Below are 17885 nucleotides of genomic sequence, written 5' to 3' on the forward strand. Positions count from 1 at the left end.
GTAATAATTAGTAGAAATTATATGAAAAAGATATATTTAATCATAAGCATTCTGATTGCTTTTTGTACATCCTGCAAAGACGCAGAAGATTTCCTGGACCCAGCGGGCAGCACAGGATTAAACAAGGAAATTGTTTTTGGCAATGCCCGCAATTCTGAAGCATTTTTAATGGATGTTTACCGCCAGATACTGCCTGTATTAATGCGGACTGATAATGCAGGATCACGCTGGAGAAACCAATTGCTTTTGGAAACCGGGACAGAGAATGGTACGTCCAACAACCCTGCCGCTGGCCTGAATGTTCGTGATTTTAATTCAGGCTCATTTACACCCGGTAGTACAGGTATGTTCTGGCAGTCTGACTGGAGAGAATATTATGCAGGTATCCGTGCATGCAATATGTACTTGGAAAATGTTGACAACATCCCAGATGATTCGACAATTCCGTTTACGGCAGCTACACGGAAAGTCCGCAAAGCGGAAGCTAAATGGATAATGGCCTTTTTCTATGCAGAACTTGCCAAACAATTTGGTGGGATGCCCATTGTCACAAGGGTAATAGATGCATCAGAGAATGTGGAGGTTGCAAGAAGTACCTTTGATGAAACGATTGCATTTATTGTTAAACTCTGTGATGAGGCTGCAGTTGATCTCCCTGTACAACCACTTGTGGATCCTACTCCTGATCCTGACTTAGGCAGAGTAACTAAAGGCGCTGCCCTGGCTTTAAAGGCACGTATGTTATTATATGCTGCCAGCCCTTTGTGGAACGATCCGGCAAACCCTGTTGCTTCACATGAAAACGGTAAATACGATGAAAATAAATGGCAGCTTGCTGCGCAAGCTGCCCAAGATGTAATAGCTTTAAATAGATATAGCCTTCATCCAGATATTTCAACACTGTTTAATACGCGTACCAATAATGAGATTATTTTTTCCCGTATGCAAGAGCCCATGGCTTATTTTACTTCTACTCACGTTCCATTTAAATTGTTTGTAAATAGCACACCCTATGTTATTGGTGGAAATAACCAGGTAACATATAATATGGTCAAACAGTATGAAATACTCAATGGAGGTGTTGCGTATACTGTTGACGATCCGACATCATTATCCGGCTATAATGATCAGGATCCGTTTAAAAGGCGGGATCCGAGATTTTATCGCGACAATATATATAATGGTGCTAAGTTAAGATTAGCGAACACGGACCGGGTAGCTGAATTTGGTCGTGTGGCCGCCGGGGTTGCCAAATCTCCGGCTCATAATACGCTGGAAAGTCCATACGATAGCTTTGTGTATAGCGTGAAATTCTGCGACCTTACGCTTAATATTACCACTGATGCGCGTAACCCAAGCGCAAATGGGAAAACAAATCAGAATTATCCATACCTTAGGTATGCTGAGGTTTTGTTGAACTATGCAGAAGCCGTGAATGAAGCATACGGACCGGACATTGTTCCACCCATTGCCGGGGCTACAAAAACCGCCAGAGCTGCGCTGAATGAAGTACGTGTAAGAGCACAATATCCAGCAAATACAGCTACATCTAAAGTAGAATATATGGGTTATACTGGTGGTATGCCCCCTATTGTAGGAGGCACCGACAAAGTTTCTTTCAGAACGAAGTTACAGCACGAGCGCCGGGTTGAATTTTGTTATGAAGAACATTGGTTCTGGGATTTTCGTCGTTGGAAACTTACTCCGGAGACAGTTATTAAAGTGCAGATACCGGTTTGGACATCACCGACTACGGTGAGATACGATATTAATACTATAGAGACCCGCTTTTGGAATCCTAAGATGTATCGTATGCCAATACCAGAATCCGAAGTATTGGCAAATCCTAAGATGGTTCAAAATTCGGGCTGGTGATGATATTTCGATCAATTTTCGGCTGGTCATCATTATTTGTAGAACAAACATTAATGTTTAAAGTTAAAATATCATTTTATGAAAAAGATCTTTTTGAGCACAGTTTTACTGATTGTTGAGTTGTTGGTAGCTATGTGATAATAATATCAATTCCAATTGTCTGGTTCCAACTATATTACTTGGATCAGACAATTGGATTTTCAATTTGATAATACAATTCATCGAAATTAACAAGAAATGATGCAATGGCCTATAGCTAATATGATCTTGAATTCAGATCTTTATAATAAACAGGTTTAAAATGAAGAATAATGAACTAACAGGCGAAAATGCCCATAAGGGAAGCTCACGCCGCAATTTTATAATAGGATCGGGCCTGCTTTTTGCGGGCTCGGTTTTAAAGGTTAATGGTGCAGGGTTGCTGGATGTTCCTGAACCTATCATTGACATTCACCAGCATACTGATTTCAGTGGACGTACTCAGGAGCAATTAATTGCGCACCAAAGAAAGATGGGCATAACTACAACTATTCTCTTGCCTGCGGGGAGACCTTTAAATTATGGTTCTACCTATTACGGTGTTGCCAACGGTCTGCAGGTAAAAGCTACCGGCAACGAAGTCTGTTATAAACTGGCACAGCAATATCCAAAAGAATACAGGTTTGGGGCAAATGAGGTGCCAGATTTTCCTGACGCAATCCAGGAAATTGAGAAATATCTGAAACTAGGCGCTCCGGTGATTGGTGAACTGAAATTTGGCGTGGAATGTGATTCTCCGGGAATGCAAAAGATCTATCAGCTTGCCCAGGCTTACGATGTTCCTGTGCTGATGCACTGGCAATACAATATGTTTAACAGGGGATTTGAACGCTTCTACAAAATGCTGGAAAAATACCCTAAAGTAAATTTTCTTGCACACTCACAAACCTGGTGGGCTAATATTGGCAAAGAACATAAAGACGAAAACATTCTTTATCCAAAGGGTAAGGTAGTTCCAGGAGGGTTAACTGATCAGTTATTGAGAAATTATCCAAATGTATATGGTGATCTTTCAGGTTTTTCTGGTCTGTATGCGATGACGAGGGATGAAGACCATGCTCGTGGATTTTTAGAAAGACATCAGGACAAGCTGCTCTATGGCAGTGATTGTTCGGATATATTTGGTAGCGGAGAGGGATGTACAGGTGCCCAGGCCATTGCTGCTATCCGGAAATTTTCGGCAACAAAGGAGATAGAAAGGAAAATACTATTTAATAATGCTAAAAAATTATTACGATTGTAAACGCTGATTAATCGTTTAATTTATATATTCGTGTACGTTAACGAAAATATAATCAAGATGAAAAGAATTGTCTTCTTTACTGTTGCTATAAATATAATCGGCAGTATGGCGTTTGGAATGCCCGGGTACCTTGCTAAAGTTATTCCTCCGGCCAGAAAGGCCGGATGGATAGTGTTGTTTGATGGGAAAAGCTTGACGGGCTGGCATTTGTTTAACAAAACCGGCGAAATTGAGAACTGGAAAGTAGAAGACGGCGCTTTAGTATGCCACGGATTTAAAGGCCCAAGTGGTGCAGGCGACCTGGTGTCGGACCAGCAATTTGAAAATTTTGAACTGAGCTGGGAATGGAAAGTAGATAAAGGAAGCAATAGTGGTGTCTTTTACCACATTTTGGAAGGACCGAAATTCAAACGGGCCTCGGAAACTGCTCCTGAATACCAGATCATTGATGATGTTGGATTTCCGGCAAAACTGGAAGAATGGCAAAAAACTGGTGCAGATTATGCGATGAATGTGCCTAACGACAAAAAGAGATTAAAACCAACAGGAGAATGGAATACCGGTAAAATCGTATTCAATAAGGGCCATGTTGAACATTGGCTGAATGGAAAGAAGATCCTGGAATTCGATGCCTGGACAGAGGACTGGAACAAGCAAAAAAAAGAAGGAAAATGGAAGGATTATCCTGACTATGGGAGCGGAAAAACAGGGGCCGTTGGTTTTCAGGACCATGGAAATAAAGCCTATTTCAAAAACATAAAGATCAGGCAAATAAAATAACACGAAGTATTTATGAGGAATAGTCTGATGATATGGTGTCTGTTGATACCGGCAATGCTTGTTGCACAGAAAAAGAAGCCGGGAAAATTTGAGCAGTTAAATGATACACACGATATGCTGCTTTCTCCCTGGGGGCCGTATTCAAAAAAGTATGCAGGTATATCACATATTCCTGAATTTAAGTCAGGGATTCGCTTTGATTTTTCGGTGTTCCCTGGCTTATACAGGTATAAGCCATCGGTGCCGCATGTGCTGCTGCAGTCGGACTATTTCCCCTGGGAATCGAATAACGATTTAACAAAATATACCTTCAGGAACGAACTGTTGTGGAAGGACGAGGCGTATTCGGACGTAACTTACCAGGTGATAGATTCATCAACCGTGTTGGTTGCGGTGCGCTGTGTAAACAATACAGCGCTACCCCAATATATGGATGTGAACCTGATGTCTTATCTGGATTATCCGGAGAATTATCCTTTAAACACAATGCACCTGGGCGGAAGGTCGATATGGAAAAATGCAGTTGATTACCAATTGCTCAATTTTGCAAAAAAAGGTCCGAGGGACAACCTGGTAGTTGATGGATGGATTGCAGGTGAAGTGAGGAATGCAGATTATATTGATGGAAGAGCTATAGGGCCTGTATTTGGAAACACAAAAGGAAATAAGCTTACCTATCAGCTCAGCTTAAAGCATGACCAGCTACAGGGCAGTATAAACGTGCTGTACAAAATGAAAGCTGGCAGCAGCCAGGTATTTTATACAAGCGGTTTGAGCGCTGAGCCACTCAGGTTAAAAGGCAGTGGTAAATTTGAGCAGGTAAGTATTCCGTACCGCGCGGTTAAAGCGGGTACACAGTTGTTGTCATTCGAATCCGAAGGTGGTGATGCTGTAGAATTGAATGGCTTTTCTGTAGTTCCTGAGGGGGAAGTGCTACCTGCGGTTGTCACCATGGAAAAGAAATTTAAGCCTGAGGTAACAGAAAATCCGGGGGCAAAAAATATAATCCTGAAATACAAGGAAATTGCCGGTTATTACGGCGTCAGCTGGGAAGATGAACATGCTGTTGTCAGGGAGTTCCGTAGTGACGAGTTGGATTATTTTTTTAAAAGGCACGTGAACAACCAGACGCATAAAACATTTATCAATAATGACAAAGGGAACTTCGCCAACGTGTACATCAGACCGGTAGAACTGGACGCTCATGATGAAAAAACCATTTATGCGCTGATATGCACAGGCAGCTACGAAAATGTTAAAAAAAGGCTGGGTGATTTAGGAGAAGTAAAACGCAGAGCGCTGAATGCCGAAACTAAGTCTGCACCTGCAGCTGCTGTACTTCCTGAAGGAGAAAAATATGAATTTAGCCAGAAGATACTGAAGGCAACCTTGCTCACCAATATCATGTACCCGGTATATACTTCTAATAGTTATATCAGGCATTTTACACCAGGAAAATGGTATAATTCCTTGTACACCTGGGATTCAGGTTTTATTGCGGTAGGTTTAAATGAGATCAGCGCTGACCTGGCAGCAGAATGTATCAATGTATATACTACTCCTGAAGGGGACAGAAATGCCTTTATCCAGCATGGCACCCCATATCCTGTACAGATCTATGCATTTTTTGACTTGTGGAACAAAACCCAGTCAAAGGATGCTTTAGCATATTTTTATCCCCGGCTGAAGAAGTACTATGAGTTTATGGCCGGGCGATATGGAAGTTCTACTACAAGACGGCTGAAATCAAATATGCTAACCTCATGGGATTATTTTTACAATTCAGGTGGCTGGGATGACTATCCGCCACAGGTAACCGTGCATGAACAAAAGCTTACTAAAACTGTAGCTGCAGTGGCTAATAATTCTTATAGCATCCGTATTGCTAAAATGCTGAGGATGGCAGCCAGTGCCCTGAAAAAAGAAGAAGATGTACTGGCTTACGATAAAGACATTAAACTCTTTACTGATGCTTTACAAAAATATTCCTGGAACGACACCGCAGGTTATTTCAGCTATGTTGTACATGATGATCAGGGTAATCCAACCGGTCATTTTAAAGATCCGCTAAGTGGTAAAGACCATAATATGGGCCTGGACGGCGCTTATCCTTTGCTTGCTGGCATTTGTACACCTGAACAGGAAGAAAAACTGATAGAGAAAATCTTCTCACCACAACACATGTGGACACCTTCAGGGATTTGTGTGGTCGATCAGTCTGCCCCTTATTTTAAACCCGTAGGTTATTGGAACGGCTCGGTATGGATGCCCCATCAATGGTTTGTGTGGAAAGCGATGCTGGACCTGGGAAGGACAGATCTGGCCAGAAAGATTGCATTAAAGGCCCTTGATATTTTTAAGAATGAGGTAGATAACTCCTATGCTACTTTTGAATATTTTTCAGCAAAAACTGGCAGAGGTGCTGGCTGGCACCAGTTTGGCGGACTCTCTGCACCTGTGCTTTCCTGGTTCTCGGCATACTTTAAGCCGGGTACAGTTACTGCAGGATTCGAAATCTGGATAAAAGACCAGACTTTTAATCCTGAGCAATCTGAATACAAGGCCAGTCTTTCTTTAGATCAGGCTACTGCGGCCCGCCAAAGAAGCCTGCTGGTCTGCATGAATCCTGCCTATAAGTACCAGGTGAGGTTAAATGGTAAAAATATCGATGCAGATTCACCGTATCCGGGCCTGCTCCAAATCACCTTGCCAGCTTCAAATAAGGATGTTTCTCTAAACATCATACCATTAAAAGAAGCGAAATGATATTATTTTAATTAGTAGCTTTATTAGGAGATAACAAAGATATTACCTTTAAGAAAAACTAAACAGGTTTAAGACACGTTTGTTTATTAAAGATTTTCTGCCATTTTGCTAGGTCTGCTTAGGATTAAACACCATTTTTGACAGGTAGAAAAAAGGAGACATAATGATTACAATTTGGGGACAATTCAAATTCAATATCATTGCAGGCTATTTTAAACTGGGCCTAGAGGTTTTAAAATCTTTTTGTTTTAAAGGCGTTTCCGCAAATAGCGTCAAAACATAGTAAGTTTTCTGAAATAATGGCAGTTACAACATCTATTTCCACTGCTGTGGCGTAATTGTTGATAAAATAATAAAAATGTGGGTGCTCATTTATAAAACAAATTTTATAGTTTAGAGCATTCCCGATTTAGAAAGGTATATATGGAAGCTAAATTTTCTCCACAAGTAAAAGACGTGATATCTTTTAGCAGGGAAGAAGCCCTGAGATTAGGTCACGATTACATAGGCGCAGAACATCTTTTGTTAGGCCTTATTCGCGAAGGCGATGGTATGGCCATTAAGATATTAAAATCACTAGGTGTTGATACTTCAAAACTTCGTCGTTCGATAGAAGATTCGGTTAGAGGTACGTCTAGTGTAACGGTTAACCTGGGAAATATCCCTTTGACCAAACAAGCAGAAAAAGTTTTAAAGATCACTTATCTTGAAGCAAAGATTTTCAAAAGCGATTTGATCGGTACAGAGCACTTGCTGCTTTCTATCCTTCGCGATGACGATAACATTGCCTCACAGATCTTATTACAGTTTAACATCAATTACGAGATATTTAAACAGGAGGTTGAAGTGAATAAGAACGGTTTTAGAGACGAAACGCAGAACAGTGCATCAACAGGTGGAGATGATGACTATCGCGAAGAAGAATCATTCAGCAGCCCTAAAAAGGTATCCGATATTAAATCTAAAACCCCGGTTCTGGATAATTTTGGAAGAGACCTCACCAAGGCAGCAGAAGAGGGCCGTTTAGACCCAATTGTTGGCCGTGAGAAAGAAATTGAGCGTGTGTCTCAGATCTTATCCCGTCGTAAAAAGAACAACCCGATCCTCATTGGTGAACCTGGTGTTGGTAAATCTGCTATTGCTGAAGGGTTGGCATTGCGTATTGTGCAGCGTAAAGTTTCGAGGGTGCTTTTCAATAAACGTGTGGTTACTTTAGATCTGGCTTCGCTGGTTGCCGGTACGAAGTATCGCGGACAGTTTGAAGAGCGTATGAAAGCCGTGATGAACGAGCTGGAAAAATCTACTGATGTGATCCTGTTTATTGATGAGATCCATACTATTGTGGGTGCAGGTGGAGCTTCAGGCTCCCTGGATGCATCAAATATGTTCAAACCGGCATTAGCCAGGGGCGAGATCCAGTGCATCGGGGCAACTACCCTGGATGAATACCGTCAGTACATTGAAAAGGATGGCGCACTGGACCGTCGTTTCCAAAAAGTAATGATCGAGCCTGCCTCACCGGATGAAACCATAGAAATCCTGAACCGTATCAAAGAGAAATACGAAGATCATCATGGGGTAACTTATACTGATGAGGCGATTCATGCCTGTGTGGCACTTACATCAAGGTACATTACTGACAGATTTTTACCGGATAAGGCGATTGATGCACTGGATGAAGCAGGTTCGAGGGTGCATCTAACAAATATTCATGTTCCTGATAATATCATTGCCATTGAGAATAAGATTGAAGAGATCAAGCTTGAAAAAAATAAGGTAGTAAAAAGTCAGAAATACGAAGAGGCGGCTAAATTGAGAGATACTGAAAAGAATCTTTTAGAGGAGCTGGATCGTGCGAAAGCGGAGTGGGAAGCTGAAACTAAGACCAAACGTTATACGGTTACCGAAGATAATGTAGCGGAAGTGGTTTCGATGATGACGGGTATTCCTTTGCAGCGTGTTGGACAAACAGACAGTATTAAACTGTTGAACATGTATGATACGGTTGCAACCAAAATTATTGGACAGGATGATGCGATTAAAAAGTTAACCAAAGCCATTCAGCGTACAAGAGCAGGATTGAAAGATCCTAAAAAACCGATTGGTTCATTTATTTTCTTAGGCCCAACCGGTGTGGGTAAAACCGAACTGGCCAAGGAACTTGCACGTTTCATGTTTGACAGTGACGATTCGCTGATCCAGATTGACATGAGTGAGTATATGGAGAAATTTGCGGTATCACGTTTAGTGGGTGCGCCTCCGGGATATGTGGGTTATGAAGAGGGTGGACAGCTGACCGAAAAAGTACGTAGAAAGCCTTATGCAGTAATTTTACTGGATGAGATCGAAAAAGCACACCCTGATGTATTTAATATCCTTTTACAGGTATTGGATGAGGGGCAGCTTACAGATAGCCTGGGTCGTAAGGTAGATTTTAGAAATACGATCATCATTATGACCTCTAATATTGGTGCACGTCAGCTTAAAGATTTTGGACAGGGTGTAGGTTTTTCTACCACTGCAAAAAGTAACCAGGCTGATGCCCATTCAAGAGGGGTGATAGAGAATGCTTTGAAACGTGCGTTTGCACCTGAGTTCCTGAACCGTGTGGATGATGTGGTTGTATTTAATTCATTAGGTAAAGACGAAATCTTCAAAATTATTGATATAGAATTGAAATCGTTATTCGGTCGTGTACATAATTTAGGTTACGAGGTTAAACTTACTGAAAAAGCAAAAGAGTTTATTGCCGATAAAGGTTTTGATTCTAATTTTGGTGCAAGGCCGCTTAAACGTGCGATCCAGAAATATCTGGAAGATCCTATTGCCGAAGAAATCCTTAAAGGAGAAATTCACGATGGGGATATCCTGGAGATCGATTACAATAAAGAGCTTAATGAAATAGTTGTGGAGAACAGAAGTCCAGGTAAGAAGAAGAAAAAAGAAGAAGGAAGTATAGAATAATACGCCGGAACAATGCATATAACCCCAGTTGGCTAAAACGCCAGCCGGGGTTTTTTTATGATACGATTTTGGCAGTATATGATGCGATATTTACACTTAGTGTGATTTTTACACATTTTAGGAAATTATATGGCTATAGATTTTGGTTTTAACATAAATGCCTCTATTTTAGATAGAAAATAGGTTAGTTTAAAATATCAATTGCATCAATACTTAAAAAATGGAGTCTAAATTATTAGCAGTGCTATTCTTTGTTTTTCTGGCCTTTCAGGTGCCGGCCCAGGAAAAACATGAAGCTTATACGCAGCAAATCAACGGAACTAAGCTGAGCTTTGAAATGAAAGCCATTCCTGCCGGAGAATTCTTAATGGGCAGTAAAAAGGGTAAGGCCGATGAACAGCCGGTACATTCTGTTAAGCTTGCTCCTTTCTGGATGAGTATTTTTGAAGTTACCTGGGATATATTTGAACCTTTTTTATATAAGGATTTTGAAAGCAACCACAGTACCGGCCCTATCCCAGCAAATGTAGATGCGGTAACCAGGCCAACAAAACCCTATCTGGACATGACTTTTGGTATGGGGAAAGAAGGTCAACCTGCTTTGGCCATGACACATTATAATGCCATTCAGTTTTGTAAATGGCTGTATGCCAGAACTGGGGTGTTTTACCGCTTGCCAACCGAAGCCGAATGGGAATATGCATGCCGTGCAGGTACTGCAACCGAGTATTCCTTTGGAGACGAAGCAGATAAACTTGGTGAATATGCCTGGTACAAAGATAATTCAGAAGGTAAAACACATAAGGTTGGTACCAAAAAGCCAAATGCCTGGGGTTTGCATGACATGTATGGCAATGTAGCGGAATGGACCTACGATCAGTACATCCCTGATTTTTATGCAAAAGTAAAAGGTGATAAAATGAATAATCCGGTAGCTGTGCCCGATAAATTATATGCACATGTGATCAGGGGCGGATCTTATGAGGATGTTGCTAAGGATTCCCGCTCGGCTTCCAGGTTACCTTCTGATCCTGTTTGGAAGCAGCTGGATCCTCAGATACCAAAAAGCAACTGGTGGTTTCCTGAAGCGCCTTTTATAGGCATGCGCTTGGTTAGGCCTGTTAATGTGCCTGAAAAAGAAGCAATTGACGCATATTACAATACTGCGCCTTTAAAAGACTATTAAAAACACAATAAGAACCATATAACCTAAATTAAATGAACAATGAAGAAATGCGTGGCCAGCGTCGCGAATTTTTAATAACTTCGGCATTTGTTGCCGGAGGTGTAATGCTAAACGGAGTTGCCTTTGCTGTTGGCGGCGCCCATTCATCTGTTGACGATACCATTAAAATTGCGCTCATTGGTTGCGGTGGGCGTGGCGCAGGTGCTGCAAGTCAGGCGCTAAGCACCAAACAGAATATAAAACTGGTGGCTATGGCCGATGCTTTTCAGGATAGGCTTGATGAAACGTATCAGACCCTGTCTGCAAAATTTGCAGCTAAAGTTGATGTACCGCAGGATCGCAGATTTGTTGGGTTTGATGCTTATAAAAAAGCCATAGCCTTAGCCGATGTAGTATTGCTGGCTACGCCTCCGGGTTTCAGGCCTATGCATTTTGAGGAAGCCATAAACAAAAATAAACATGTGTTTATGGAAAAGCCTGTAGCAGTTGATTCTCCGGGTATCCGTAAGGTCCTTGAAATTGCTGAGCTTGCCAAACAAAAGAAACTAAATGTGGTGGTTGGTTTGCAACGCAGGTACCAGGCGAATTACAGGGAAGCCCTCAAGCGCATTCAGGATGGTGCCATTGGCGAAATTACTGGTGGACAGGTATACTGGAACAGTGGCGGCGTTTGGGTTAAACCACGCAAGGCTGGCCAAACCGAAATGGAATACCAAATGCGTAACTGGTATTATTTTAACTGGCTTTGCGGAGATCATATCGTGGAACAGCATGTGCACAACATTGATGTGGCAAACTGGGCGAAAAATGCTTACCCGGTTTCTATACAGGGAACAGGCAGCAGGGCCTGGAGAACTGGAAAAGATTATGGTGAGATCTATGACAATCACGCTGTAGAGTTAACCTATGCAGATGGTGCTGTAATTTATAGCCAGTGCCGTCATTTTGAGGGTACTGCTAATCGGGTAGATGAAACTTTTCAAGGTACCAAAGGCCGTACTTATCTGGCTGCTGGTGGTAACAAGGCTGTCTTGTGGGACCATAACGGTAAAGAAATATACAATCATCCTACAAAAGACAATCCTAACCCTTACCAAATAGAACATGACGAATTGTTTGCTGCAATTGCAAAAGGCGAATTTAAATTTGCTGATGCAGAACGTGGTGCAAAAAGTTGTCTTACTGCCATTATCGGCAGGTATGCCACTTACTCCGGACAGGTCATCAAATGGGATGCGGCCTTGAAAGCGGACAATAATTTATTTCCTGAGCAATTGAGCTGGGATGCAAAGCCGAGGTTAATGCCTGATGCAAATGGTTTGTACCCTATTCCTACTCCAGGACAAACCAAAGTGATTTAACCCGCCGTGTTTGCTGCAGGTAAGTATATCGTTTTATTTTTGCTCCCGCTGGTCTGTTTCTTCTTTGGAAAGCCTGATTTGCGGGAGTATACCATTAAGGGTTATGCCCAGGGAACAGATTACACTATTAAGTATTTTGCTGCAGACAGCATCGTTACCAAGGGAGCTGTTGATCGTATCCTGAGCGTGATAGATTCTTCCATGTCGCTTTACAAGCCTTATTCCTTAATCTGCAGATTTAATGCAGCTGACGATGGTTTACAGCTGGATCCGCACTTTGTTAAAGTGATGCGCAGGTCATTCGAGATCTATAAAGATACCCGGGGTAAGTTTGACGCTACAGTACAACCACTGGTGCAAGCCTGGGGATTTGGGGCTAAGTCAATCACTAAGTTTCCCGACAGTGCCGAAGTTAAACAGCTGTTGGCCTGTGTTGGCATGCATCACCTGAGTTTAAAAGGTAACTATCTGAAAAAAAGTAAATCTTGTATTAAAGTAGATTTGAATGGGATAGCGCAGGGCTACAGTGTGGATGTTATTGCGGATTACCTGAACAGTAAAGGAATAAAGTCTTATGTGGTAGAAATAGGAGGGGAACTGAGAATGAAAGGTCCAAAACCTGATGGAACTTCACTGCGTATTGGCATTGAAGGCCCCGCAATCTCGGCAGATGCTGAACCGGTGATCAGACATGTGATCAGCATCAATAATGGCGCAATAACCACTGCTGGCAATTATCGGAAATACCTGCAAAAGGGGGCAAAAAAGATCGCGCACCTCATAGATCCTAAAACCGGCTATCCTTTGGATAATGCTTTGATCAGCGTAACTATTTATGCAAAGGATGCGATTACAGCTGATGGCTATGATAGCCCGATCATGGCGATGGGGCTTGAAGAAGCCCTGGATTTTGTAAATGCGAAGAAGGGAATGGAAGCCTATATCATTTATCATAAAAAAGATGGTAGTGTGGCAGATACCTTAACCAATGGTTTCAGGAAAATGATTGTGAACTGATCTTATTAATTTATATACCAAATAACCAACATATGAACAGAATAGATTTTATAAAAAACAGTTTGGCAGCAGCAGGAGCGATTGTTGCGGGCAGCGCTATTCCTGCAATTGCAGCTGAAAGGACGGTGCTTAAAGATAGCTCAGCATTAGCCGGTAAAACATTTAACCTCGACTATGCACCGCACCAGGGAACGTTTAAACAAAATGCCGGTGATAATTTTCTTGACCAGATCAGGTTTATGCATGATCAGGGCTTTCGTTCCATCGAGGACAATGGCTATTTAAAAAGAAGTACTGACGAGCAAACGAAGATAGGTGAACTGCTGGCTAAGCTAGGAATGAGAATGGGGGTATTTGTAGTGGATGGTGGCGACAATTGGAAAACCTCCTTAACAACAGGAAAGAAAGAATTTAAAGACAAATTTGTAGAAACATGTAAGCTTTCTATTGAGGCCGCTAAAAGATGTAATGCGAAATGGCTAACAGTTGTACCTGGCTTTTATGAGCGGAAATTACCTTATGGCAACCAGTTTGCAAACGTTGTGGATGCCATGCGTGCGGGAGCAGAACTATTTGAACCCCATGGCCTGATCATGGTACTGGAAACGCTAAGTGATACCCCAGAATTGTTTTTACAGCAAACGCATGAAACCTATGCCGTATGCAAAGCTGTCAGAAGCCCGTCCTGCAAAATTCTTTACGATATATACCACATGCAGAAAACGGAAGGACAGCTGATGGTGAATATGGACCGATGCTGGGAGGAGATTGCCTACATACAAATAGGTGATAATCCGGGTAGGAAAGAGCCTACAACCGGGGAGATCAATTATAAAAACCTGTTTAAGCACATTTATGAAAAAGGTTACAAAGGGGTAATGGGAATGGAGCATGGCAATTCCAAACCAGGCAAAGAAGGAGAGCTGAGGGTGATACAGGCCTATAGGGAATGCGATAACTTTCTTTCCTGATCATGGAGTTAAAATAAATCCAGCTGGACTTTAGGTACTTTAAAAAGACCGGAGTCCAGTGTTGGTTTGACCTCATTGAGGTGGTTAAGGCGGCAATGGAGTTTAAAATTATCTTTAATCAATTTAGCGATATTTCCATCTCCTCTCATCCTGTCGCCAAACCTGCTGTCATTTACGTTTCCCCCATGACAAGATTGGATCGCATGCCATACTTTTTCAAAGCGGTCCGGGTAGTTTTTCCGTAGCCAGTCTTCAAATATACCGCCTATCGCACCGTTTAGCCTTACTACCGTATAGCCTGCAGCTATCGCCCCGCAACCCGCTATGGTTTTTAGAATGACAGGAATCTCATGGTCACTTAAGCCCGGAATCAATGGGGCAACCATTACACCCATAGGGATACCCGCACTACTCAGTTGTTCTACAATTTTAAGGCGTTGTTTTGCCGTGGTTGTCCGGGGTTCCATTTTCTCGCGCAATTTTTCATTCAAACTATTGATCGATACGTACACCATGCAAAGGTTCAGTCTGGCCATTTCCGTAAGCAGGTCTATGTCTCTCAATATCAGTGCGTTTTTGGTAATCATGCCAATGGGTTGCCGGTACTCCAATGCAATTTCCAGCAGTTGCCGGGTAATACGGAATTTTCTTTCGGCGGGTTGGTAGCAATCAGTATTGCCTGATAAGGAGATAACAGAAGCATCCCAGCCTTTGCGCTCAAGGAATTTTCTAAACAGTGCAGGTGCATCTGTTTTCACAATGATCTTGCGTTCAAAATCCAGCCCTGCACTAAAACCCCAGTACTCATGTGCATTGCGCGCATAGCAATAGGTACAGCCATGTTCACATCCCTGATAAGGATTAAGAGAATAGGCCATACCCACATCCGGGCTATCCACTTTATTGACTATGGATTTTGATTTGCCAAAAATGAAAGTCGTTTTCTTGTCTTCTTCTTCCCATTCGTCAATACCTTCATCATGTTCTTTCACATAGTCATTTTTTGCAAAACGGTTATGCGGATTGAACTGTGCACCTCGGCCTTTGACGTAACTATCGGGTATTTCGTTGTCTAATATCATTAGTTAAAATTGCTAATAATATTAGTAATTTGCAATAGTTGTTCTAAAGATATTATTTTTCCTCAATCCCCATTTTCTGCATCACTACATCACTTACCCCAGTTGAAGAGTAACCTCCATCATGGAAAAGATTTTGCATGGTAACCATACGCGTAAGGTCAGAAAATAGCGTAATACAGTAGTCTGCGCAGGATGCTGCATCTGCATTACCCAGGGGGGCAATGGCGTCTGCATAATCGTAAAAATCGCCAAAGCCCGTAATTCCTGTGCCGGCAGTTGTTTTTGTTGGTGACTGAGAAACGGTATTGATGCGTACTTTTTTCTCCAATCCATAATAGTAACCAAAGCTGCGGGCAATGGATTCCAGCATCGCTTTAATATCGGCCATATCCGTATAAAAAGGATAAGTACGTTGCGCGGCCATGTAGCTTAAAGCCACTACACTACCACCTTCGCTGATGGCATCAAGTTTTTTGGCTACCGCAAGCATTTTATGAAAAGACAAGGCAGAAACGTCAATACCTTTCATAAAATAGTCATAATTTGACTCCGTATACGGGATTTTTTTACGGATGTTTACACTCATTCCTATAGAGTGCAGTACAAAATCTATTTTACCACCTAATATTTCTTGTGATTGAGTAAACAGGTTGGTCAGGTCTTCAGCGCTTGTTGCATCAGCCGGAACAATCTGTGCATTCGTTTTTTCTGCCAAAACATTGATCTCTCCCATACGCATGGCAATCGGGGCATTAGTCAGCACAAAAGTTGCCCCCTCTTCGTGTGCTTTTTCAGCAACTTTCCACGCGATTGAATTCTGGTCTAAAGCGCCAGTGATGATACCGCGTTTACCTTTTAATAAGTTATACATAGTATATTCTGTTTAAAACGGCGCGAAGTTAAGGAATTTTTGAGGTAGCGTCTGCATTTAGTTTTTATAGTCCAACAGCTCCCGGGCATTTTCCATGGCAGATGCACCGGGTTTTTTGCCACTCAACAGTTCTGCAATAACGTTTACACGCTCCGTAGAGTTCAGCTTTCGGATGCCGGTTGTAGTACGTTCCGTTTCTTCGTTTTTATAAACAAAATAGTGCGCGTCTCCCTTGGCTGCAATTTGTGGAAGGTGTGTAATGCAGATCACCTGCATGTTTTTCTCCAGTTCACCAATTACTTTTCCGACACGCAAAGCGGTTTCTCCCGAAATGCCTGTATCTATCTCATCAAATATTAAGGTAGGCAATGAGGTATGTTTAGCCATAATGGATTTGATGGCCAGCATTAATCGGGAAAGCTCGCCTCCCGAAGCAATTTTTCCCACGGGTGCCGGCGCCTGACCGCTGTTGGCCGAGAACAGCAGGTTGATGAGGTCTTTTCCATCCTTGTTCAATTCCGCACTTTGATGTTGTTCCAGTTTAATCTTAGCATTGGGCATACCTACCTGTTGTAAAATTTTGCCCACCTGATTTTCCGTACTCATGATCGATTGACTGCGGTTTTCAGATAGCTTTGAAGCCATTTGCTCTAATTCAGCATAGCGTGTTTCCTGGGCTTTGACCAAGCGTTCAATCTCTTCATCGCCACTCAATAAACTGGCCAGGTTATCAGACAACTGTCTTTGTATCACGATCAGTTCATCAATACTATTTACCCTGTGCTTTTGCTGCAGCGTATAAATAAGGTCCAGACGGTCATTGATCTCTTCTATCCTTGATGGATTGAAAACAATATTTTCTTCCAGTCCTGAGGTTTCTCCGGCAATATCTTTAAGTTCTATCAATGCTGAGCGTAAACGATCGTTAAGTATACTGTACGCAGGGTTAAATTGCTCCACGCTTTGCAGCTGGTTAACTACCTCTTTCAGGATAGGAAGTACAGCCGTTTCCTGTTCACTCAATAAGTGATACGCAGTTAACAGGCTTCGCTTGATGCTTTCCGCATTGTTCAACATTTGCAGTTCTGTTTCCAGTTTTTCCTGTTCATCAGCCTGCAGATTTGCATTTTCCAGTTCATTGAACAGAAACTGTTCGTAATCCTGCTTATTGCGGGCCTCAATGATCTTAGCCTGCAACACGTCCAGCTGTCTTTGCTGTTGTTTGTATAACTTAAACTGTTTTCGGTAATCACTAAGCAAAGACTGATGTCCTGCCAGGGTATCCACTACAGATAGCTGGAACTCCGGATCATTAACTTCCAATGTCGCATGCTGCGAATGGATATCGATCAGCCCTTCTCCGATCTGTTTCATTACCGTCAGGGTTACCGGCGTATCGTTGACAAAAGCCCTGGATTTTCCATCTGTCGAAATCTCTCGCCTTAAAATACTTTCCTTGTGAAAGTCAAGATCATTTTCTTCAAACAGGGGTTGGAGCTGAGTATTGCTCAATAGAAACTGTCCCTCAATGATGCATTTCTTATCCTGGTTAAAAAAATACCTGGTTTCGGCTCTTTGACCTAGTATTAAAGATAATGCACCAAGCATGATTGACTTACCGGCGCCGGTTTCACCAGTGATGATGTTTAAACCTTTGTCAGGTTCCAGCTCAACACTGTCTATCAAAGCATAATTACGGATGGAAAGTTTTTGTAGCATATACATTGCTA

12 protein-coding genes are annotated in these 17885 nt (G+C 42.1%); 9 read left to right on the forward strand and 3 right to left on the reverse strand.

All coding sequences use genetic code 11. The annotated features are described in order from the left end of the window. The first annotated feature begins 21 nt into the window (after positions 1-21). From R2Q85_RS22825 to R2Q85_RS22865, 9 genes are all read left to right on the forward strand, one after another. Positions 22-1875 carry a RagB/SusD family nutrient uptake outer membrane protein gene (locus tag R2Q85_RS22825; RefSeq protein WP_316814120.1) on the forward strand — a complete coding sequence of 618 codons (1854 nt, stop codon included), beginning with the start codon at positions 22-24 and terminating at the stop codon, positions 1873-1875. 301 nt (positions 1876-2176) lie between these two features. Then, positions 2177-3157 carry an amidohydrolase family protein gene (locus tag R2Q85_RS22830; protein WP_316814121.1) on the forward strand — a complete coding sequence of 327 codons (981 nt, stop codon included), beginning with the start codon at positions 2177-2179 and terminating at the stop codon, positions 3155-3157. A 57-nt stretch (positions 3158-3214) separates the two neighbouring features. Further along, positions 3215-3937 carry a DUF1080 domain-containing protein gene (locus R2Q85_RS22835; RefSeq protein ID WP_316814122.1) on the forward strand — a complete coding sequence of 241 codons (723 nt, stop codon included), beginning with the start codon at positions 3215-3217 and terminating at the stop codon, positions 3935-3937. Between the two features lie 12 nt (positions 3938-3949). Next, positions 3950-6703 (forward strand): MGH1-like glycoside hydrolase domain-containing protein, encoded by a 2754-nt coding sequence (locus R2Q85_RS22840; protein ID WP_316814123.1) that lies wholly within the window; start codon positions 3950-3952, stop codon positions 6701-6703. 423 nt (positions 6704-7126) lie between these two features. After that, entirely contained in the window at positions 7127-9667 is a 2541-nt protein-coding gene (locus R2Q85_RS22845) for an ATP-dependent Clp protease ATP-binding subunit (RefSeq protein ID WP_316814124.1), read from the forward strand. A 220-nt stretch (positions 9668-9887) separates the two neighbouring features. Then, complete coding sequence (locus tag R2Q85_RS22850; protein WP_316814125.1) at positions 9888-10853, forward strand: formylglycine-generating enzyme family protein; 966 nt, start codon at positions 9888-9890, stop codon at positions 10851-10853. A 32-nt stretch (positions 10854-10885) separates the two neighbouring features. After that, positions 10886-12214: a Gfo/Idh/MocA family oxidoreductase gene (locus tag R2Q85_RS22855; RefSeq protein ID WP_316814126.1), complete on the forward strand. Its 1329-nt coding sequence runs from the start codon at positions 10886-10888 to the stop codon at positions 12212-12214. A gap of 6 nt (positions 12215-12220) precedes the next feature. Further along, the gene (locus R2Q85_RS22860) at positions 12221-13231 is read left to right on the forward strand and encodes an FAD:protein FMN transferase (protein WP_316814127.1); all 1011 of its coding nucleotides are present in this window, start codon (positions 12221-12223) and stop codon (positions 13229-13231) included. A gap of 32 nt (positions 13232-13263) precedes the next feature. Beyond that, complete coding sequence (locus R2Q85_RS22865) at positions 13264-14202, forward strand: hydroxypyruvate isomerase family protein (protein WP_316814128.1); 939 nt, start codon at positions 13264-13266, stop codon at positions 14200-14202. A gap of 8 nt (positions 14203-14210) precedes the next feature. Here R2Q85_RS22865 and R2Q85_RS22870 read toward each other — a convergent pair whose 3' ends face one another. Genes R2Q85_RS22870 through recN form a run of 3 tightly spaced genes read right to left on the reverse strand, consistent with a single transcriptional unit; the run spans position 14211 to position 17874 of the window. Continuing rightward, positions 14211-15284: a PA0069 family radical SAM protein gene (locus R2Q85_RS22870; RefSeq protein WP_316814129.1), complete on the reverse strand. Its 1074-nt coding sequence runs from the start codon at positions 15282-15284 to the stop codon at positions 14211-14213. 52 nt (positions 15285-15336) lie between these two features. Beyond that, positions 15337-16155 carry an enoyl-ACP reductase gene (locus R2Q85_RS22875; RefSeq protein WP_316814130.1) on the reverse strand — a complete coding sequence of 273 codons (819 nt, stop codon included), beginning with the start codon at positions 16153-16155 and terminating at the stop codon, positions 15337-15339. A 57-nt stretch (positions 16156-16212) separates the two neighbouring features. Next, positions 16213-17874: a DNA repair protein RecN gene (gene recN / locus R2Q85_RS22880; RefSeq protein WP_316814131.1), complete on the reverse strand. Its 1662-nt coding sequence runs from the start codon at positions 17872-17874 to the stop codon at positions 16213-16215. Positions 17875-17885: the final 11 nt, after the last annotated feature.

It is taken from the genome of Pedobacter heparinus, from assembly GCF_032678725.1.
Classification (GTDB): domain Bacteria; phylum Bacteroidota; class Bacteroidia; order Sphingobacteriales; family Sphingobacteriaceae; genus Pedobacter; species Pedobacter heparinus_A.